Below are 19,033 nucleotides of genomic sequence, written 5' to 3' on the forward strand. Positions count from 1 at the left end.
CCAGGCTGCCGTCCGCATTCCAGTAGGGCACGGCGCCCCAGGTGGCGCCCGTGGGCTTGTTGTCCTGGAAGTCGACGCCCGCCGTCAGCAGGGTGCCGGGACGCAAGTCCGCCTCGACGATGAGCATGCCGACCGTCTTGCGTTCGTGATACATGTCCAGGTAGGAATCGCGTTTTTGCCAGGCCAGGGCCGTGCGCGCGCGCACGCTGCCCTCCGCGTTCAGCGGCGTGGACAGGTCGGCCTCGATCCTCTGGTCATCCCAGCGGCCCATGATGAGGCCGGCGCTGGCCTGGAATTCCTTCGTCGGGCGCTTGCGTATCATGTTGATGGTGGCCGACGGGTCGCCCGTGCCGCCCATCAGGCCGGTGGCGCCGCGCACGACCTCGATGCGGTCGTACAAAATCGTGTCTTGCAGCGGCGCATTGCCGCCGCGCGCCATGCCGTCGATCTGGATATTGTTGATGCCGAAGCCGCGCGCATAAAAAGTCGTGCGCTCCGTGTCGTTCTGGCCCACCTGGATGCCCGTCGTCTGCGCCAGCGCCTGGTCCAGGCGCACGGCGCCCAGGTCGTCGAGCAACTGGCGCGTGATGACGCTGACCGATTGCGGCGTTTCGCGCAGCGACAGGTCCATGCGCGTGGCGCTGCGCGTTTCGCCTGCCGTGTACGACTGCGTGCCTTCCGTGGTGGCCATTGACTGGCCCAGCACGGTGACGGCCGGCATGGTCACGTCGGCCGGGGCGGCGTCGGCGGCCAGTGCCGGCAGGGCCACGCCGGCGGCAAGACTGAGCAGACTGATGTGTAATAAATGGGGCAGGGGGCGCAGGGCGGGCAGGCGCGAAGAAGATAGGACGGTGGTCGATTGCATTATTTTCCTGGAGTATTTTTAGTCGTGAGGGTTCCTATCTCGTCTGGCGAGTGGCGCAGTAGCTGGGGGATGGCGTGACGCTGGCCCGGGATCTGGCTCGGATAGCAGTTCCACCCGCGCATGGCAGTGGAAAGGGCGTGCATGATTCCGTTCATATTATGTGAATAAGAATCATTATCAATATAAGTGGTATTTGCCAAATAATCAAGCGTGCGCACCAAAGGAGTGCAGGCAGCCGAGTACAGGCCGCCCAAGGGCGGCGCATCGTCCGGCCTTCTGCGATAATGCAGGCGCTGACAAAATATTTTCCTCATTGAAAGAAATGCATGCGTACATGGATCGCTTGTGCCGGATGGTTGTGTGTCGTGTCGCTGGGCCAGGCCCAGGAACACGCGCCGCCGCCGGCTGTTCCCGCGCCGCTGCAGAGTGCCAGCGTGCCGCCCGCCGCCGTATCGTCACCGCTTGCGCCAGCCACCGCCGCGGCGCCAGCGGCGAGCGCGGAGGACGCCTTGCCCTCGCAAACGGTGACGATCACGGCCAGCGGCGACGCCAAGGCGCCGCGCGTGCGCTTCACGGCTTACCGTGAAAGTTATCTGACGGCCAGGAAAGTGTGGCAAGTGTCGAGCGGCAGCGTGGTCATGGCCCTGCGCCTGATTCCGGCCAAGCTCAGCGCCACCATCGACGACGTGCGCGTGGCCTTGCAAGGCAATGGCGCGCCCATGCCGATCAAGGTGTCCGACGGCGGCGTGTTTGTCGTGCCGCTCAACGAGGACATCGCCGCGCAGGACGGCTCCTTCCTGGTGAACAAGGGCAGGGGCGAGCTGACGGCGAATATCGTGTTGCAGCCATCCGTGGCGCGCGATGCCTGGAACGTCACGCGCGTGGGGCAAGTCCTGCACGACGCGCGGCGCGCCGTGCGGGCCATCACGCCATGGTACAAGCGGCCGTTCGCCGACGACGTGCAAGCGCTGGCCTTTTGCGCGGCCGAGCGGGGCAGCGCCTTGCAGTTAATGGATGGCGAGCAACTGATCGCCACCTTGCCCATGAGCGAGCCGGCCGTCAACGACATCCGACAGCCCGTGTTTTGCAAGATTTTCGACGGCGAAGACAAGTATCCGGGACATTACCGCGTGGTCTTGCCCGAGCAGGCGACGGTGCTGTTGCTGTAGAGGCTAGTTGGGCTGGCGCTGCACCAGTTCCAGCGCCGCCGCCAGGGCCAGGTCCATGGTGGCCTGGTGAAAGATCAGCCATTGCGGCAACAGCGACAGCGCATGGCGCCCCTGTTCCAGATCGCCCTCATCGACGGCGGCCCAGGCATGGTGCAAGCCGCTGAGCACGCGCGCATGCTGTTCGCGGTGGTTGGCCAGCGAGGGAAAGGCGATTTGCTCCATCAAATCCTCTTCCTCGCGGAAATCGCGTTCGACGGCCGCAACCAGCTCGCGAAATGCCACACTGAAATGCTGGTCGCTCAATTGCTGCAGCCGCGCCAGCTCCAGAAACAGCGCCTCATGCGCCTCGTCGATGGCGGGAACGCCCAGCGCCATCTCATCCTTCCAATGCGATTTACCCATGCCAATGCTCCAGGTTAAGTCCGTCGCGGTGCGAAGCGGACTGTTCCAGTGTGGGCGCAGCGAAGGGCGAAATCCATGATCTGGATCAAAAGTATGGTGAAGAGGCAAAGAGGAAAACAAGACAAAAACAAATGGACGAAGGGAACAAATTCCCACCCGCAACAAAGCGGTTTTAAACGATGCGCCGTGTTACCGAGCGCCGCTGAAAAACGCCGCTGGCAAGGCGTCTTTGACGCAGACAGTACGCTAGTACGGCAAGTCAAAGCAACGCAGCCAGCGACGTTTTCTCAGCCGCGCGTCTTATTGCCGAGGCCAGTGGGCCCACATGCCTTGCGCATCCACATTCGGCACCTGCAACTGCTGCCCGGCCGACGTCTGCATCGCATCCCTCAGCACGAGGGGCACGAGCAGCAAGGCAAGGCCGACAAGGCGAGACAGAGCAGCACTTTGAGCGTCAACATGGTCGTCTCCCGGTGTCCTGGCGGCGGCGCGGGGATGCGGCGCCTCCGGTCACGTTCTATGTACTACCATGCTTGCAGTTTAGTTCATCTGATTGAAACTTCAACTAGTTGCTGTGATGCACTGCACCAGTTGCCGATCGTGACGGCGCTTATTTTGCCTTGCGGCTGCGCCGGGGCCTGCCTGTTGGCGGAAGAAAGGAATCGAACCACACTTGCGTCAACTGCCGCGTATTTTTCGCCGCTTCGCGCTTGACGGCGGCCGTGGCGTGGCCGCGCGCCGTGTTGGCGATGCGGTTGGCGGCGCTCAGGTACATGCTCATCCAGGGGTTTTTCATGGCTAGCCTCGCAGAGAAGGGGGCGGCGCGGGTTTGCCGCCATGTCCCCACTCTAGTCCGATGGCTGGCGCCGACCGTGCGCCGGCCCACATAGCCGGGCGCTGCCGGGGGCTAGCCTGATGCAGATCAATACACGTCGCGGCGGTAGCGTCCGGCCGCCAGCAGGGCGTCGAGACCGTCCTGGCCCAGCACTTCTTGCAGTACAGCATCGATTCCCGCCGCCATGCCTTGCAAGCTGCCGCACACGTAGACGATGGCGCCTTGCGCCAGCCAGTCGCGCAGTTCGTGGGAGTTGGCGCGCAGGCGGTCCTGCACGTATTCGCGTTTGCCGCCATCGTTGCCATCGCGCGAAAAGACGCGGTCCAGGCGCGCCAGGTGGCCAGCGTCGAGCCAGCCTTGCAACTCTGCGCCGCAGACGCTGTCAAAAGCTTGCTGGCGCTCGCCGAACAGCAGCCAGTTGCGGGCCAGCCCCGCCCGCTGGCGCGCGCGCAGGTGTGCCCGCAGGCCGGCCAGGCCGGAACCGTTGCCGATATAAATGCAGGGCATGTCGACCAGGGCGGGCGCGAAGGCGGGATTGGCTTGCAGGCGCAGGCGGATGGCGGCGCCCACGGGCGCGAAGCGTGTGAGCCAGCCGGAACAGATGCCGTAGCCTTGGTTTTCGCCGCCCGCATGGCGCTCCTGGCGCACCAGCAATTGCAGTTCGCCATCGGAGGGCAGCGACGCGAGCGAATAGCTGCGCGGCGCGTGATGGGCAATGTCTGCATCGCCATCGCTACCGTCCGCGTTGCACCCGATGATTTCCGCCAGCGCACCCGCTTCCCAGCTGGCGCCGGCCGGGCCCGTCAAGGTGATTTCATGCAGTTCGCCACCCAGGCTGCCCGGGTTCAGCAGCACGCGGCGCGCCAGGCGCCACTCGGCGTACGACGCTTCTTCCTGCACGCCGATGGCGTCGATGGCGCTGCCGCTGCAGCGGGCCAGCGCCTGCGACCAGGCGGCCAGGGCGGCGGGATCATGCTTGTCGACCTCGATCAGCGGGAAGAGGGAAGTGGCGCCCAGCGCTTGTAATTGTTGCGCCAGCGCATGGCCGAAGCCGCAGAAGGCGCTGTAATGGCGGTCGCCCAGGGCCAGCATGCCGAAGTCCAGGCCGGCCAGCGGCGTGCCCGCCATTTGGTGCAACAGGCGCGCGAAGCGGCGCGTGCCGTCCGGCGCCTCGCCTTCGCCAAAGGTGCTGGCGACGATCAGGGCCCGTTCGTACTGGCGCAATTGCGCGGGATCAAACTGCTCCAGCGACTGCACGTCGACGGCCACGCCAGCCTGTTGCAAGGCGCGCGCGCTTTCCAGGGCCAGGCGCTCGGCCTGACCCGACTGGCTGGCGTAGGCCACCAGGGTCGGTAAATCTGTGCCCGTCTTGCCCGGTGCGCCGGCACCCAGCAGGGCCCGCTGCGCCTGCACAGCGCGTTTTGCCTTGCGGCGGCCCAGGTACAGCATCCAGCCCGTGACGGCGAACAGGGGCAGGCCCAGGCTGGCGAGCGTCACGATGATGCGGCCCGGCAAGCCAAAATACGTGCCCATGTGCAGCGGATAAATGATGTTGACGAGGCGCGGCCCCAGCGCCTGCTGGCTGTACGGCTCGTTTTCCGTGACCATGCCATCGGCCGGCGCAATGCTCATGCGGCTGCGCGCCCGTTCGTGCGGCGCATCGCTGGCCAGCCACGTGAATTGCACGGCTTCACCGGGGCGCGTGGGCAGGCGCACCGTGGCCAGGGTCCAGCCGGCGGCGTGCTGCTGGAAAGTGCTCCAGGCCAGGCCGATGTCGGCGGCGGGCGATGGCTCCTTCGGCGCGCCTTTTTTGCCCGGTGCTTGCGCCGTGCGGGGCGGCTTGCCGGCCCAGGCGTCGATATTGTCGCGCACCACGTCATAGCTCCAGTAAATGCCCGTCAGGGTCAGCGCCACGTAGACCACCAGGCACCAGGTGCCGGCCACGGCGTGCAGATTCCACAGGAAGGAGCGGCCTTTTAATGCCGGATCGAAGGTCAGCCAGGTGCGCCAGTCCAGCGGACGGCGGGGCCAGCGCAGGTACAGGCCGGACAGTGCCAAGCCCAGCAGGCACAGGGCCAGCGCGCCCGCCACTTGCCGGCCCGGGTCGCGCGGCAGCAGCAGCCAGCGGTGCAGCGATTCCGTCCATTCGAAAAATTCCGTCCCCATCAACGCCGGCTGGGTCGCGCCCGTGTACGGGTGCAGATAAACGGACTCGCCGCGCCGCTGGCCGTTCTTGGGCGCGAAAAACAGCCGGGGCGCCGCGCCCGCCTGCGCATACATGGTGATCGAGGCGACGCGCTGGCCGTGTTCTGCTGCGGCAATGTTGCTCAGCTGTGCCGGCGTCAGCGGCGCGCGTGTTTCCACGGGCACATGACGCACGCCGGGGTTCATGACATCGAGTAGTTCATCCTTGAAGGCCAGGGTGGCGCCGCTCAGGCCGATGATCACCAGCACCGTGCCGGCCGTGATGCCGATAAACCAGTGCAATTGAAACCAGACCTGCTTCCAGCTCCAGCGCCAGCGCCGCGCTTGCGGAGAGGCGGCATGGGCGCGCCGCTGGCGGCTTGCGGACGCGGCGTCGGCATCGGTGCCGGCGCGCAACTGGGGGAGGGAAGAACTGGTCATGGCGGCTTTCGATAGCGCTGCCATGCGGGGCGTCAGGCATGGCAGGGAAGAAGGAAGGCTGACATATTAACGCAAACGAGAATCATTCGCAAATAAGGGCCAGGTCCCGAGGCAGCGAGAATAGCCACGGAATTGAAAAATGCTGACATTGATAATTTACATCACAGTGAAATTATGTAAAAATAAAAATCATTCTCATTCGTAACTATGAGCTGATCCTGAATCGTTGAACATGCGCTGCGGATACAGGCGGACCCGCCTGGCAGGCAAGTCCGGCAGCTCCTTGCTTCGTTTTTCCGTGCAAGCCATTGACGATTTCAGCGACCAGTACGCCAGCCAGCATGGCTGGCTGTCTCACCGGCGCAGGACACTTCCTACAGCAATGACAATATCGCGCTCCACCCGGCTTGCCCCGGGCGCCGCGCATGACGGTGCTGTGGCAGTTTTGTAGTACCCAAGCAAGCATGGCCAGCCAGGCGCTACGGCGCATTCGCCAGCTATATTCAGCCCACTTGATAGATTGAAAGAACACGATGACATTGAAACACACCGCAGGCGCCGCCAAGCCAGCCGCTGCCATCCGCAGCCGCAAGCACCAGATCGCCGCCGCGCCGCGCATGCATGGCACGGCCCTGGCCGCCTTCGCCACCCTGGCCATGCCGCTGGCGCTGCACGCGCAAACGGTGGACAAGCCGCAGCAGTTGCAGGAAGTGAAAGTCATCGGCACGGCTGACCGCCTGATCCAGGCCCCCGTCAAATCGGAGAACGACAAGCTGACGGCGCCGCTGCTGGACACGCCGAAATCCGTGACGGTGATTCCCGCCGAAATCATTTCGCAAACGGGCGCCGTCTCGCTGACGGACGCGCTGCGCACCGTGCCGGGCATCACCATCGGCGCCGGCGAAGGCGGCAACCCTGTGGGCGACAATCTGTTTATCCGCGGCTACAACGCGCAAACGGATACGTATATCGACGGCATCCGCGACACGGGTTCGCAGTCGCGTGAAATCTTTGCGCTGGAACAAATCGAAGTCGTCAAGGGCCCGAACTCGGCCTACGGCGGGCGCTCGTCCGCGGGCGGCGGCGTCAATCTGATCAGCAAGACGCCGAAAGTCGACAATTTCACCAATGCCACCGTGGGCCTGGGCAGCGCCAAGTACCGCCGCGCCACCCTGGATGCGAACCGCGTCGTCAGCGACGACGTGGCCGTGCGCCTCAACGTGATGGCGCATGACGCCCACGTTGCCGGCCGCGACTACATCAATGGCGACCGCTGGGGCATCGCGCCATCCGTCACCTTCGGCCTGAAATCGGCCACGCAGGCGACGCTCAGCTACTACCACATGCAGTCGAGCGAATTGCCGGACACCGGCTTGCCGTTCAACAACCCGTTCTCGTCGGGCGCGAATGTGTCGAAAAACGGCAACGGCACGCCCGTCAACGTGCCGCGCGACACTTTCTATGGCCTCGTGAACCGCGACTTCCGCGACACGCAGAGCGATATCGGCACCATCGACGTGCGCCACGACTTCGGCAACAAATTGATCTTGCGCAACGTGACCCGTTACAGCAAGACCAGCAACGACTACGTGTGGACCCAGCCCGACGATTCCAAGGGCAACACCATGCTGTACGGCACTGTCTGGCGCCGCGCCAACACACGCACGACCGATACGGATGCGCTGGCCAATGCGACCAGCCTGGGCGGCGAATGGCTGGCTGGCGGCGTCAAGCACACGTACACGCTGGGCCTGGAAATCAGCCGCGAAGAAACGGACCGCAGCTCCTACCTGTTCAGCCCGGGGACGAACAATCCGCTGGAAAAAGTCGGCTCCAGTTGCCCGACCTCTGGCGCCGCCACCCTGTACAACTGCGCGCCGTTGCTCAATCCGAACGCCAACGACCCGTGGGTCTACACGCGCTCCGTGTCCCCGGCACGCACGAACATCGTCACCAACACGCGTTCCGTGTACGGTTTCGACACCATCGAGTTCACGCCGCAATGGCTGCTCAACGTGGGCATCCGCTGGGATGACTACAAGAGTTCGCTGAACACGCCGCAATACACGCTCGACGGCAAGACCACTGCCGCCGTCAGCGCCAATGTACATGCCACCTTCGCCAGCTACCAGGCGGGCCTGGTCTACAAGCCATCGAGCAACAGCAGCGTGTATGTGTCGTACGGCACGTCGTCCACGCCACCGGGCAATGACGGCGGCGACGGCATCGACGGCTTGACGGTCGCGATCCAGAACCTGAAACCGCAGGAGAGCAAGAGCTTCGAACTGGGCACGAAATGGGAAGTGCTGCCGGGCGGCCGTTTGTCCGTGAGCGGCGCCTACTTCCATAGCGATATGAGCAATGCGCGCGTGACGGCACCGGACGGCAGCACGCAAAACGTGGGCGACAAGCAAGTCAAGGGCATCGAACTGGGCGTGAGCGGCAATATCACGAAGGCATGGTCGGTCTTCGGCGGCTACACGCACCTGAACGCCATCGTGGAAAACAATGGCTATCTCAACACGGGCACGACGGCTGCGCCTGTGTATGTGCCGTCGCCCTACAACGGCAACCAGTTCCCCACCACACCGAAAAACAGCGCCTCGCTGTGGACGTCCTACCTGCTCACGCCTGCCATCACCGTGGGCGGCGGCGTGAACTACGTCGACAAGGTCTACGCCAACGTGGCCAACAATAAATATGCACCGGCCTACACGCGCTTCGACGCCATGGCCAGCTATGTCGTCAGCCGCAACGTGACCCTGCAGCTGAACATCCAGAACCTGACGAACAAGCTGTACTTCGACAAGGTTTCCTCGCCGCATTACGCTGGCGTGGCGCCGGGCCGCTCGGCTACCCTGACGGCCAACATGAAGTTCTGATGCAGTGATTTTGCTGTAATGCAAAAGCGCCGTTTCCACCGTAAGGTGGACGGCGCTTTTTTTTGCAGCCGGATTGACACGGGGCGGGGCGCAGTCCCGGCCATCCTCGTTTGCCTGATTAGGCGCTACAATAGGGATACTGTTCACTAGTTCCCATTGCCGCCATGACCACTTCCACACCGAATCTCGTCGTCACCCCGTCCGCCCACCCCCTGTCCGATGCCGAGCGCGCCGCGCGCATGGTCAACCCGGCCTTCGGCCGCATCTTCACCGACCACATGGTGGTGATTCCTTACCGCGACGGCAAATGGCAACAGGGCGAACTGAAGGCTTACGGCCCTTTGACGCTGGACCCGTCCGCCTCGTCGCTGCATTACGGCCAGGCCATCTTCGAAGGCTATAAAGCGTTTGCCCAGCCCGATGGCAGCATCAAGACTTTCCGTCCGGAACAAAATGCCGAGCGCTTCAACCGCAGCGCCGCGCGCCTGGCCATGCCGGCCATTCCCGTCGAGCTGTTCCTGGAAGCGGGCGATGCGCTGATCGCGCAAGACCGCAACTGGGTGCCGAAGAACACGGGCGAGAGCCTGTACATGCGTCCGCTGATGATCGCCACCGACCCCTACCTGGGCGTGCGTCCATCGGAAGAATACCTGTTCGTGCTGTTCGCCTCGCCGGCCGGCGCCTATTTCCCGAAAGGCGTGAAACCCGTCACCGTGTGGATCAGCGAAGACTTCGTGCGCGCCGCACCGGGCGGCACGGGTGAAGCCAAGTGCGCGGGCAACTACGCGGCCAGCCTGATGGCCCAGTCGCAAGCGCAAGAAAAGGGTTGCGACCAGGTCGTGTGGCTGGACGCCGTGCACCGCGAATTCATCGAAGAGATGGGCGGCATGAATTTGTTCTTTGTCTACAAGGATGGCGAAAAGGTCACCGTCGTGACGCCGGAGCTGACGGGCACCTTGCTGCCAGGCATCACCCGCCGCAGCCTGCTGGAAATGGCGAAAGACCTCGGCTACGCGACGGAAGAGCGTAAATTGTCCGTCCAGCAATGGCGCGACGATATCGCCTCGGGCCGCATGACCGAAGTGTTCGCCTGCGGCACGGCCGCCGTCATCACGCCCGTGGGCGTGGCCAAGGCCAACGGCTTTGAAATGACCATCAACAACAATGAAAACGGCGCCGTCACCCTGGCCCTGCGCGAAGCGCTGCTGGGCTTGCAGCATGGCACGGCCGCAGACACCCACGGCTGGATGCACAAGGTTTGCTGATCAGCTTGCTTGATTGATACCGCGCCGGCACTCAGTTGCCGGCGTTTTTATATCTTGAAGGAAATACGATGAAAATTCGCTCTATCCTGCCTGCCTTGGCCGCCGTTTTCCTCAGCCTGTCGGCCGGCGCCGTCCACGCGGCCGATGCCAGTTGCGCCATTCCCCGCAACGTCAGTTACTACGATTATGACGTCAAGCCGTCGGACGAGAAAAACACGTGCTACAAGCAAAGCACCAACGTGCCCACCGATTACTTCATGCTGGCGCTGTCGTGGTCGCCAGGCTTTTGCGACAGCCAGCGCCGCCGCGGCGCCGTGTCGAAGAAGGCCGCCTTCCAGTGCGCCGAGAGCAACCACTTCGGCTGGATCGTGCATGGCCTGTGGGCGCAGTCGAACAATCCGGCCAGCTGCGACGACATTTCCGCGACGCCGCCGCGCAAGACGGAACTGCACCCGCGCTATTGCAAGGGCAACTTGCCGAAGCTGGCGTCGTCGGAGATTTTGCCGTACATGTGCATGCAGCCCGGCGAAGCCTTGCTGCAGGGCGAATGGGAAAAGCATGGCGCCTGCGATTTCGATACGGCCAAGCAGTATTTCGAGAAGGAACGCGAGCTGTTCCAGGCCTTGAAGTTGCCGGACTCCACCATGCCAAAGAACGAGCTGTTCCAGTGGATGAAGCAGCACAACCCGCAGCTGAAGGGCCGCTGGCTCGGCTATGAAAAGCACTCGGGCGAGTTGCGCATCTGTTATTCGAAAGATTTTAAAGTGATCGACTGCCAGAAGTAAGCTTGCCTGTCCTGCAGCTTTCCGTCATACATGCTAGTGTATTGCCCGGATCAGCAAGATGAACAGGTAGTGTATTTATGCAGCAGCAGCACACGCAACCCGTCATGGTGGGCGGACGACGGCTTGCCGCCGAATGCCCGTTTATGGGCCATGCTGGCGCTGGCCATCGGCGTGGGCATGGCCTCGCTCGATACGGCGATCGCCAACACGGCCTTGCCGGCCATCGCCAGCGAGCTGCACACGACGCCGGCCGCTTCCGTATGGATCGTCAACGTGTATCAGCTGGCCATGGTGGCGACCCTGCTGCCGTTTTCCGCCCTCGGCGAAATCGCCGGCTACCGCCGCGTGTTTATCTCCGGCATGTTTTTATTTACTTTGGCGTCGCTCGCCTGCGCATTGGCCTGGTCCTTGCCCTCGCTGGTGGTGGCGCGCCTGTTTCAGGGCGTCGGCGCAAGCGCCATGATGAGCGTCAATACGGCGCTGCTGCGCGCCCTGTACCCTAAACATTTGCTGGGCCGCGCGTTCGGCAACAATGCGCTGGTGGTGGCCGTCGCGTTCGCCATCGGGCCCACGGCCGCCTCGCTGATCCTGGCGACGGCGTCGTGGCCGTGGCTGTTCGCCATCAATGTGCCGCTGGGCGTGGGCGGCTTTTTCCTGGCCAGCCGCATGCTGCCGGCGACAAGACTGTCCGGCCACACGCTCGATGCGCGCACGGCGCTGTACAACGTGGGCGCCTTCGGCTTGCTCATTTTGCTGTTCGGCGACGCGGCCCATCACGCGGATCTGTCGACCTTGCTGCCGGAACTGGTGGCCGTGGTGGTCTTTTTTATGTTGCTGCTGCGCCGCCAGGCGGGACATGCGGCACCGATGCTGCCGATCGACCTGTTCCGCCGCCCCCTGTTCCTGCTGTCGTCGCTGACGGCCATCTGCACGTTTGCCGCGCAGGGGCTGGCCTTCGTCTCGCTGCCGTTTTATTTTGAAGTCACGCTGGGCCGCTCTCCCGTCGAGACGGGATTCTTGATGACGCCGTGGGCCGTGCTGGTGGCCGTGATGGCGCCCGTAGCGGGGCGTTTGAGCGACCGTTATTCGCCGGGCGTGCTGGGCGGCATCGGCCTGGCGGCGCTGGCGGGCGGCTTGCTGACGCTGGTGTGGATCCCGGCGCACCCGAGCGTGTTCGACATCGGCTGGCGCATGGCCTTGTGCGGCATCGGTTTCGGCTTTTTCCAGGCGCCCAATCTGAAGGCCATCATGGGCAGCGCGCCGCCCGAGCGGGCCGGCGGCGCCAGCGGCGTGGTGGCCACCTCGCGCCTGATCGGCCAGGCGACGGGCGCGGCGCTCGTCGCGTATTGTTTTACTGTTTCCGCCAGCCGGGGCACGACCTATGCGCTGTGCCTGGCGGCAGGGTTCGCCGCCGTGGCCAGCATCGCCAGCCTGGCGCGCCTGGCGGTGGCGCAGCCGGCGTGGCTGGCCGGCAAGCGCGATTGATTTATCACAAGAATCAGACGTCGATGGCCTTGTCCGAGTGCATGCGCTTGCGCAATTCGAACTTCTGGATCTTGCCCGTCGAGGTGCGGGGCAGGGGGCCGAAATAAATGGCTTTCGGCACCTTGAGCCCGCCAGGTTGTTCTTGCAGAAGGCGATCAATTCCGCTTCCGTCACCGTCGCCCCTTCGCGCAGTTCGACGAAGGCGCACGGCGTCTCGCCCCACTTCTCGTCCGGCTGGGCGATGACGGCGGCGGCCAGCACTTGCGGGTGATGGTACAGCGCGTCTTCCACTTCCACGCTGGAAATATTCTCGCCGCCGGAAATGATGATGTCCTTGCTGCGGTCCTTCAGCTTGATGTAGCCGTCCGGATACATGACACCGAGGTCGCCCGTGTGGAACCAGCCGCCCGCGAACGCTTCCTGCGTCGCCTTTTCATTTTTCAGGTAACCCTTCATGCAGATGTTGCCGCGGAACATGATCTCGCCGATCTGTTCGCCGTCGGCCGCCACGGGCTGCATGGTTTCCGGGTCCAGCACGGCCACGGCGCTTTGCAAGTGGTAGCGCACGCCCTGGCGCGATTTCAATACGGCGCGCTCTTCCTGGCTCAGGGCGGCCCACTCGTCCTGCTCGGCGCAGATGGCGGCCGGGCCATACACTTCCGTCAAGCCATACGAGTGGATCAAATCAAAACCCATGGCTTCGATCTTCGCCACCATGGCCGCCGGCGGCGGCGCACCGGCCACCATGCCGCGCACGGTCCAGTCTATACCGTCGCGCCAGTTGGCGGGCGCGTTGGCCAGCGCCGCGTGCACAATGGGTGCCGCGCAATAGTGGGTGATGCGCAATTCGCGCATCAGGTCGAACACGAGCTTGGGTTCAAACTTGCGCAGGCACACGTTGACGCCCGCGCGCGCGGCCACGGTCCACGGGAAGCACCAGCCATTGCAGTGGAACATCGGCAAGGTCCACAGGTAGACGGCGTGCTTGGGCATGTCCCACTCTAAGATGTTCGACAGGGCATTCAGGGCCGCGCCCCGGTGGTGGTAGACGACGCCTTTCGGGTCGCCCGTGGTGCCGGACGTGTAGTTGAGGGCGATGGCGTCCCACTCATCGGCCGGCGGCTGCCAGTCGTACTCGGGGTCGCCGCTGGCCAGCAAGGCTTCATAGTCGAGGTCGGAAAACGCGTCCACTTCGGGCCCCAGCAAGTCATTGACCTGGATCACGCGCAAGCCGGGAATCTGCGCCGCCATCTGGCGCGCCAGTTCGGCAAATTCCGTGTCGGCCAGCAGTACCTTGGCCTGGCCATGGCGCAGCATGAAGGTCAGCGAGGCCAGGTCGAGGCGGATATTCAGCGCGTTGAGGACGGCGCCAGCCATGGGGACGCCAAAGCTCGCTTCCACCATGGCGGGCGTGTTCGGCAGCATCACGGCCACCGTATCGCCCGTGCCCACGCCCAGTTTGATGAGGCCGGAGGCCAGGCGGCGCGTGCGCGCATACGTTTCGCGCCAGGTCTGGCGGATGGCGCCATGTGCAATTGCCAGGCGATTGCCATATACTGCGGCTGCCCTGGCGATATAGTCGAGCGGGGTGAGGGCGGCGTAGTTGGCGCTGTTTTTGCCGAGCCCGGTGTTGAAATCAGCAGTCATGCTTGTCTCCTGTTAAATAAAATTCTGTAGCTCCCTGTTTCGGGATTGATACCGGTGAGCATAGCACCGGTGCTGGAAAATCACTGTCATCTTAGTGACAGGTCTGAAGGATGGAATGGATAGCAACGATAGTGTAGACCTTGCGATGCCCGAGCTCGACAGCCACGACTGGTTCACGGCCCTCGATGCGCGGCATCAGACCCTGTTGCGCGCCGGCAGCGTGCTGCGGCACTATGAAGCGGGCGCCTTCGTCACGCGGCGCGGCGAACCGTCGGCGCACTGGATTGGCGTGCACACGGGCTTGATCAAGCTGGCCGTCTACAATGCCGATGGGCGCGGCGCCACGTTTTCCGGCGTGCCGGCCGGCGGCTGGTGCGGCGAGGGCAGCGTGCTCAAGCGCGAACTGCGCCGCTACGACGTGGTGGCCGTGCGCGCCGCCGACATCATCCTCGTGCCCGTGGATCTGTTTCATCTGTTGCTGGCCGAGAGCCTTTCCTTCAATGCCTTCGTCATCCGCCAGCTGAACGAGCGCATGGGCCAATTCATCGCCACCATCCAGAACCAGCGCCTGCTGGCCGTCGATGCGCAGGTGGCGCAAGCGATCGCGCAACTGTTCCACCCCATGTTATACCCGCGCACGTCCAGCGTGCTTGAGCTGTCGCAGGAAGAAATCGGCTTGTTGACGGGTATTTCGCGCCAGCGCGTGAACCAGGCGCTGGGCCATCTGGCCGAGCTGAACCTGATCAGCATCGCGTATCAATCGATCCGCGTGGTAGACCTCGACGGCTTGCGCCGCTATGGCGTGGCGTCGCTGTGATGACAGACTGGGCGCGCGATGTGTGGCATGCTGGCGGCTGGCTTATGACATTGAATTGACGCATGGCACTCGTTTCCGATCATCCTCTGCACTTGCTGGGCTTGCGCTTTCCGCTCCGGCTGCGCGTTACCGTGCGCCAGGGTTTTGTCACCTTGCACAATGAAATCGCCACCAAGAAACTGGCCAGCGGCGACAGCTTCGTCGTGCCCGCCTTCTTGCGCTTCGCCTGCGACGTGATGCCGGGACGGGGCAAGCCGGCCGTCTTCACCCTGGCGCTGGAAGGCGATGAGCCCGAAGGCGGCCACGGCGGCGGCAAGCGCTGGAGCCAGGCGTTGGCGCAGCATATCTTTGATACGCCGCAAGGCAAATGGACGTCGGCGCGTCTGGCGGCCCTGTGGCAAGTGACGCCGCACAAGGCACGGGCGCGCCTGTTTGCAGAAGGCGAGGCATTGCTCAGCCTGGTGCGCGAACAGCGTCTGGCGCACGCGCTGCACACGGCGGCGCAAGCGGACGCCGAGGGCGGGCACGGCGAGCGCGACCTGGCGCAAGTGGCGGCCGGCTCCGGCTTTGCCTCGATCCCCGCGTTTTGCGACGCCTGCGTGGATGTGGCCGGCGTGCGCCCCAGCCTGTTCCTGCGGGGCCAGGCGCCCGGATAGCCAGACTCCGTTATAATCGGGGCCATGGGATCTTTATTGAAACGCAAACAGTGGCATATGTGGTTCGCCTGCCTGGCGATACTGCTCAATGCGCTGTCGCCGTCCCTGTCGTATGCGTTTGCCTCGAGGCATGCGAACGCGAACAATGCGGCCGTCGAGATATGCTCGGCCAGCGGCGCCGTCTACACGCAAGCGGATCTGGCGCCAGCCGCCAGATCCACCACCGATTCCGTACTGCACCACATCGAACATTGCCCGTTCTGCATGAGCCATGCGGGCAGCGTGGGCTTGCCGCCGTCCTCATCCTCGCCGCTGGCCGTCGTCACGGGCCACGACCACTATCCGCCATTGTTTTACCAGGCGCCCAAAGCGCCGTTCGCGTGGCTGGCCGCCAGCCCGCGCGGCCCGCCTCTGGCTGCCTGAATACACCAGTCACGCCTTCCACGTCTTAACTGTATCCACTACGCCCATCGGGCCAGAATGCCATGAAACGTCGTTTATTCCTTCTCGCCGGCACGGCGGGATTGTTCACGCTTGCCGCTTGCGAACAAGCACCGAAACCCCATTACAACGGCCTCGACCTGACGGGAGGCGATTACAAGCCCGACTTCAAGTTGAGCGGCCCCGACGGCAAGGTGTACACCCTGGCCGACTTCAAGGGCAAGTATGTGATGGTCTTCTTTGGCTTCACGCAATGCCCGGACGTGTGCCCGACGGCCCTGTCGCGCGCGCTGGAAATCCGCCAGAAGCTGGGCGCCGATGCCGACAAGCTGCAAGTGCTCTTCATCAGCATCGACCCCGAGCGCGATACGCCCGAGTTGCTGGGCGAGTACATGCGCGCCTTCGACCCCAGCTTCCTCGGCTTGCGCACGGACCCGCAGGCGACGGCGCAGACGGCCTTCAATTACAAGGTCTTCTACCGCCGCGTGCCGAGCGGCAGCTCATACACGATGGACCACACGGCCATCAGCTATGTGCTCGATAACGAGGGGCGCATGCGCCTGGGCTTGAAGCACCAGTTGACGGGCGACGAGTGCGTGCAAGACATCAAGACCTTGATGAAATCGAAATACACCTTGTAACTATCACGAAAGGAATAATCATGACCCATCTGAAAACCCTGCTGGCCACGGCCCTGACCGTGCTGTCCTTCTCCGCCGCTGCCCAGACTTCCGTGCAGATCACCGACCCGTGGGTGCGCGCCACCGTGCCGCAGCAGAAAGCCACGGGCGCCTTCATGCAGATCACGGCGCCGAAAGCCATGCGCTTGCTGGAAGTGCGCTCGCCCGTGGCGGGCGTGGCGGAAATCCATGAAATGAGCATGACGGACAATATGATGCGCATGCGCCAGGTCAAGGAAATCGCCTTGCCAGCCGGCAAAGCCGTCGAACTGAAGCCGGGCGGCTACCACGTCATGCTGCTGGAACTCAAAGGGCAGGTGAAGGCGGGCGACAAGATCCCGCTGACCCTGGTCGTCGAAGGCGAGGACAAGCGCCGCGAAACCATCGAAGTCAATGCCGTGGCGCGTCCGCTGGGCACCGCCTCGGCCCCGATGCCGGCGATGAAGCATTAAGCTGCCGATACGCCCTTGAAAAGCCCGGTTCGCCGGGCTTTTTTACGTCCGCCTGAAAGTTAAACGGCTGTTTGATATAATTCCGTACAATATTAAACAGTTGTTTAAATGATGGGAATGGCATGACGGAAGATAAAGAAAACGAACCGGCGCGCGCACGCATCCTGCAGGCGGCGGTGCAGCTGTTTGCCGACGAAGGCTACCGGCTCGCGTCCGTGCGCCGGATTTGCGAAGCGGCCCACGTCAACGTGGCGATGGTCAATTATTATTTTCATGGCAAGGAAGAGCTGTACCTGGCCGCCTTCGACCATGCGCGCGCGCTGGCGCGTGCCTCGGCCGCTGCCGCGGCGGATGCCGGCCCTGTGGTGGCCGTGGCACCCGTGGAACAGCTGCGCCTGGCAATAGAAGCGATGGTATTCGACATGCTGCGCCCGGGACCGTCTTCGCTGTTCAGCCGCCTGGTGGCGCGCGAACTGATCGAGCCGACGGCCGCCATCCACATGCTGGCAGACCGCGATGTGCGCGCGCACCATGCGCTGTTCACTAGCTTGATCCGCGGCGTGGTGGGCGCGGCCATGCCGGACGACGTGGTGCAGAAATGCGTGTTCAGCGTGATCGGCCAGGCCGTGTTCTACGCCCGGTCGCGCATCGTGCATGAATTGGTGGCGCCGGAAATCACCTATGACGAGGCGGGCACCGCCCGCATTGCGCAGCATGTCGCCGCGTTCTCGCTGGCAGCCCTCGATGGCATGCGCCTTCAATATGCCGTGCAGGCGGGCGCATGAAGGCGCGCAACCTGACCCTGGTGCTGGCCGGGCTGGCCATGCTGGGCCCGTTCGCCACGGATACCTTTCTGCCATCGTTTCCCGCGATCGGCACGCATTTCGACGTCAGCAGCGTGCTGGTGCAGCAGACCCTGAGCGTCTACCTGGCCGCCTATGCGTTCATGACCTTGTTCTACGGCACCTTGTCCGACTCGTTCGGCCGCCGTCCCGTGATCCTGGCCTCCTTGCTGATCTTTGCCGCCGGCTCCATCGGCGCCGCGTTTGCCCCGAGCTTTGGCTGGCTGCTGTTCTTCCGCGGCATGCAGGGCGCCTCGGCCGGAGCGGGCAGGGTGATCGGGCAAGCCATCGTGCGCGACAGTTTAGCTGGCGCGGCCGCGCAAAAGATGCTGGCCAACATCATGATGGTGTTCGGCATCGCGCCCGCCATCGCGCCCATCATCGGCGGCTGGCTGCACGTGGCCTATGGCTGGCAATCCACGTTCGTGTTCACCTTTTCCGTCACCGTGCTGCTGGCGCTTGCCTGCCTGAAAGGCTTGCCGGAAAGTTTAGCCGTCGAGCATCGCCAACCCTTCCACCCGGCCAACATCGCGCGCAATTACTGGCTGGCCTTGCGCCACCGGGCGTTCCTGCTGCGTTCGCTGGCGTGGCCTTCGCCTTTGGCGGCTTTGCCCTGTACATTGCCTCGGCCCCGCATTTCATCCTGGAATTGCTGCATTTGCCGGAAACGGCGTTTGGCTGGATGTTCATCCCCATGGTGGCGGGCCTGGTGGGCGGCTCGGCGCTGTCGGGCAAGCTGGCCCACGTGGTGAAAAGTACCGTGCTGGTGCGCTGGGGCTTGCTGGCCATGGCGGCCACGGGCGCGCTCAATATCGCTTACAACCACTGGTTCGTGGCCTGCATCCCGTTCGCCGTCGTGCCCGTGATGCTGTACGCGTTCGGCATGTCGCTGGCCTTGCCGGGCATGACCATGTCGACGCTCGACATTTTCCCGCAGATGCGGGGCCTGGCCGCGTCTTTGCAGAACTTCGTGCAAATGCTGGTGTTTGCGCTGGTGTCCGGTTTTGTCGCACCTTTGCTGTTCGACAGCGCTTTTAAATTGGCGCTGGGACAGGCGTCGGCCGTGGCGCTGGCCGCCGCATTCTGGTGGCTGGGCAGCCGGCAAGGGGCGGAGCAGGGTGTAACCGGGCTTGTCAAAACAACATGACCGGCCCTGAAAAAAGATGGCATGCTTTCTGCTTTGTT

16 protein-coding genes and 2 pseudogenes are annotated in these 19,033 nt (G+C 63.8%); 13 read left to right on the top strand and 5 right to left on the bottom strand.

Annotation, left to right across the window (positions count from 1 at the left end):
- Positions 1-346 precede the first annotated feature (346 nt).
- A pseudogene (locus tag ACQVLG_RS19680) lies at positions 347-865 on the bottom strand (TonB-dependent receptor plug domain-containing protein); the annotation flags it as partial.
- Positions 866-1,191: 326 nt separating this feature from the next.
- Between ACQVLG_RS19680 and ACQVLG_RS19685 the strand changes: the two are divergent.
- Complete coding sequence (locus ACQVLG_RS19685; protein ID WP_230540793.1) at positions 1,192-2,034, top strand: hypothetical protein; 843 nt, start codon at positions 1,192-1,194, stop codon at positions 2,032-2,034.
- 3 nt (positions 2,035-2,037) lie between these two features.
- Here ACQVLG_RS19685 and ACQVLG_RS19690 read toward each other — a convergent pair whose 3' ends face one another.
- The 3 genes from ACQVLG_RS19690 to ACQVLG_RS19700 all read right to left on the bottom strand — a co-directional run bounded on the left by ACQVLG_RS19690 (position 2,038) and on the right by ACQVLG_RS19700 (position 5,896).
- Positions 2,038-2,436 carry a bacteriohemerythrin gene (locus ACQVLG_RS19690; protein ID WP_230540792.1) on the bottom strand — a complete coding sequence of 133 codons (399 nt, stop codon included), beginning with the start codon at positions 2,434-2,436 and terminating at the stop codon, positions 2,038-2,040.
- 610 nt (positions 2,437-3,046) lie between these two features.
- Complete coding sequence (locus ACQVLG_RS19695; protein ID WP_474290704.1) at positions 3,047-3,232, bottom strand: hypothetical protein; 186 nt, start codon at positions 3,230-3,232, stop codon at positions 3,047-3,049.
- A gap of 126 nt (positions 3,233-3,358) precedes the next feature.
- On the bottom strand, positions 3,359-5,896 hold the full coding sequence (locus ACQVLG_RS19700) for a PepSY domain-containing protein (protein WP_474290705.1): 2,538 nt from the start codon (positions 5,894-5,896) through the stop codon (positions 3,359-3,361).
- Between the two features lie 533 nt (positions 5,897-6,429).
- Here ACQVLG_RS19700 and ACQVLG_RS19705 point away from each other — a divergent pair.
- From ACQVLG_RS19705 to ACQVLG_RS19720, 4 genes are all read left to right on the top strand, one after another.
- Entirely contained in the window at positions 6,430-8,778 is a 2,349-nt protein-coding gene (locus ACQVLG_RS19705) for a TonB-dependent receptor (protein WP_474290706.1), read from the top strand.
- A 164-nt stretch (positions 8,779-8,942) separates the two neighbouring features.
- Positions 8,943-10,043 carry a branched-chain amino acid aminotransferase gene (locus ACQVLG_RS19710; RefSeq protein WP_077402890.1) on the top strand — a complete coding sequence of 367 codons (1,101 nt, stop codon included), beginning with the start codon at positions 8,943-8,945 and terminating at the stop codon, positions 10,041-10,043.
- 68 nt (positions 10,044-10,111) lie between these two features.
- On the top strand, positions 10,112-10,828 hold the full coding sequence (locus ACQVLG_RS19715; RefSeq protein WP_474290707.1) for a ribonuclease T2 family protein: 717 nt from the start codon (positions 10,112-10,114) through the stop codon (positions 10,826-10,828).
- A 150-nt stretch (positions 10,829-10,978) separates the two neighbouring features.
- Positions 10,979-12,313 (top strand): MFS transporter, encoded by a 1,335-nt coding sequence (locus tag ACQVLG_RS19720; RefSeq protein ID WP_474295727.1) that lies wholly within the window; start codon positions 10,979-10,981, stop codon positions 12,311-12,313.
- A 13-nt stretch (positions 12,314-12,326) separates the two neighbouring features.
- Here ACQVLG_RS19720 and ACQVLG_RS19725 read toward each other — a convergent pair.
- Positions 12,327-13,960 (bottom strand): annotated as a pseudogene (locus tag ACQVLG_RS19725) (acyl-CoA synthetase).
- Between the two features lie 115 nt (positions 13,961-14,075).
- Between ACQVLG_RS19725 and ACQVLG_RS19730 the strand changes: the two are divergent.
- The 8 genes from ACQVLG_RS19730 to ACQVLG_RS19765 all read left to right on the top strand — a co-directional run bounded on the left by ACQVLG_RS19730 (position 14,076) and on the right by ACQVLG_RS19765 (position 18,995).
- Positions 14,076-14,777 carry a Crp/Fnr family transcriptional regulator gene (locus ACQVLG_RS19730; RefSeq protein WP_474290708.1) on the top strand — a complete coding sequence of 234 codons (702 nt, stop codon included), beginning with the start codon at positions 14,076-14,078 and terminating at the stop codon, positions 14,775-14,777.
- Positions 14,778-14,839: 62 nt separating this feature from the next.
- Positions 14,840-15,433 (top strand): helix-turn-helix domain-containing protein, encoded by a 594-nt coding sequence (locus ACQVLG_RS19735; RefSeq protein ID WP_474290709.1) that lies wholly within the window; start codon positions 14,840-14,842, stop codon positions 15,431-15,433.
- Between the two features lie 36 nt (positions 15,434-15,469).
- On the top strand, positions 15,470-15,856 hold the full coding sequence (locus ACQVLG_RS19740; protein ID WP_474290710.1) for a DUF2946 domain-containing protein: 387 nt from the start codon (positions 15,470-15,472) through the stop codon (positions 15,854-15,856).
- Between the two features lie 62 nt (positions 15,857-15,918).
- Positions 15,919-16,515, top strand: coding sequence for an SCO family protein (locus tag ACQVLG_RS19745; RefSeq protein ID WP_474290711.1), 597 nt, complete (start codon positions 15,919-15,921; stop codon positions 16,513-16,515).
- Positions 16,516-16,535: 20 nt separating this feature from the next.
- Entirely contained in the window at positions 16,536-17,006 is a 471-nt protein-coding gene (locus ACQVLG_RS19750; protein WP_474290712.1) for a copper chaperone PCu(A)C, read from the top strand.
- Positions 17,007-17,128: 122 nt separating this feature from the next.
- Positions 17,129-17,791 carry a CerR family C-terminal domain-containing protein gene (locus tag ACQVLG_RS19755; RefSeq protein WP_474290713.1) on the top strand — a complete coding sequence of 221 codons (663 nt, stop codon included), beginning with the start codon at positions 17,129-17,131 and terminating at the stop codon, positions 17,789-17,791.
- Positions 17,788-18,600, top strand: coding sequence for an MFS transporter (locus tag ACQVLG_RS19760; protein WP_474290714.1), 813 nt, complete (start codon positions 17,788-17,790; stop codon positions 18,598-18,600). Before ACQVLG_RS19755 ends, ACQVLG_RS19760 begins: the two co-directional genes overlap by 4 nt.
- On the top strand, positions 18,531-18,995 hold the full coding sequence (locus tag ACQVLG_RS19765) for an MFS transporter (RefSeq protein ID WP_474290715.1): 465 nt from the start codon (positions 18,531-18,533) through the stop codon (positions 18,993-18,995). The genes ACQVLG_RS19760 and ACQVLG_RS19765 overlap by 70 nt, the downstream gene beginning before the upstream one ends.
- Positions 18,996-19,033: the final 38 nt, after the last annotated feature.

The sequence above is a fragment of the Janthinobacterium sp. TPC_1 genome (genome assembly GCF_056037845.1).

Bases quoted from the DNA above. Each gene is read 5' to 3' on its own strand.
- ACQVLG_RS19695 (WP_474290704.1), bottom strand. From the start codon at position 3,232: ATGAAAAACCCCTGGATGAGCATGTACCTGAGCGCCGCCAACCGCATC.
- ACQVLG_RS19750 (WP_474290712.1), top strand. From the start codon at position 16,536: ATGACCCATCTGAAAACCCTGCTGGCCACGGCCCTGACCGTGCTGTCC.
- ACQVLG_RS19735 (WP_474290709.1), top strand. From the start codon at position 14,840: ATGGCACTCGTTTCCGATCATCCTCTGCACTTGCTGGGCTTGCGCTTT.
- ACQVLG_RS19705 (WP_474290706.1), top strand. From the start codon at position 6,430: ATGACATTGAAACACACCGCAGGCGCCGCCAAGCCAGCCGCTGCCATC.
- ACQVLG_RS19715 (WP_474290707.1), top strand. From the start codon at position 10,112: ATGAAAATTCGCTCTATCCTGCCTGCCTTGGCCGCCGTTTTCCTCAGC.
- ACQVLG_RS19755 (WP_474290713.1), top strand. From the start codon at position 17,129: ATGACGGAAGATAAAGAAAACGAACCGGCGCGCGCACGCATCCTGCAG.
- ACQVLG_RS19700 (WP_474290705.1), bottom strand. From the start codon at position 5,896: ATGACCAGTTCTTCCCTCCCCCAGTTGCGCGCCGGCACCGATGCCGAC.
- ACQVLG_RS19690 (WP_230540792.1), bottom strand. From the start codon at position 2,436: ATGGGTAAATCGCATTGGAAGGATGAGATGGCGCTGGGCGTTCCCGCC.
- ACQVLG_RS19765 (WP_474290715.1), top strand. From the start codon at position 18,531: ATGTTCATCCCCATGGTGGCGGGCCTGGTGGGCGGCTCGGCGCTGTCG.
- ACQVLG_RS19720 (WP_474295727.1), top strand. From the start codon at position 10,979: ATGCTGGCGCTGGCCATCGGCGTGGGCATGGCCTCGCTCGATACGGCG.
- ACQVLG_RS19745 (WP_474290711.1), top strand. From the start codon at position 15,919: ATGAAACGTCGTTTATTCCTTCTCGCCGGCACGGCGGGATTGTTCACG.
- ACQVLG_RS19730 (WP_474290708.1), top strand. From the start codon at position 14,076: ATGGATAGCAACGATAGTGTAGACCTTGCGATGCCCGAGCTCGACAGC.
- ACQVLG_RS19710 (WP_077402890.1), top strand. From the start codon at position 8,943: ATGACCACTTCCACACCGAATCTCGTCGTCACCCCGTCCGCCCACCCC.
- ACQVLG_RS19760 (WP_474290714.1), top strand. From the start codon at position 17,788: ATGAAGGCGCGCAACCTGACCCTGGTGCTGGCCGGGCTGGCCATGCTG.
- ACQVLG_RS19685 (WP_230540793.1), top strand. From the start codon at position 1,192: ATGCGTACATGGATCGCTTGTGCCGGATGGTTGTGTGTCGTGTCGCTG.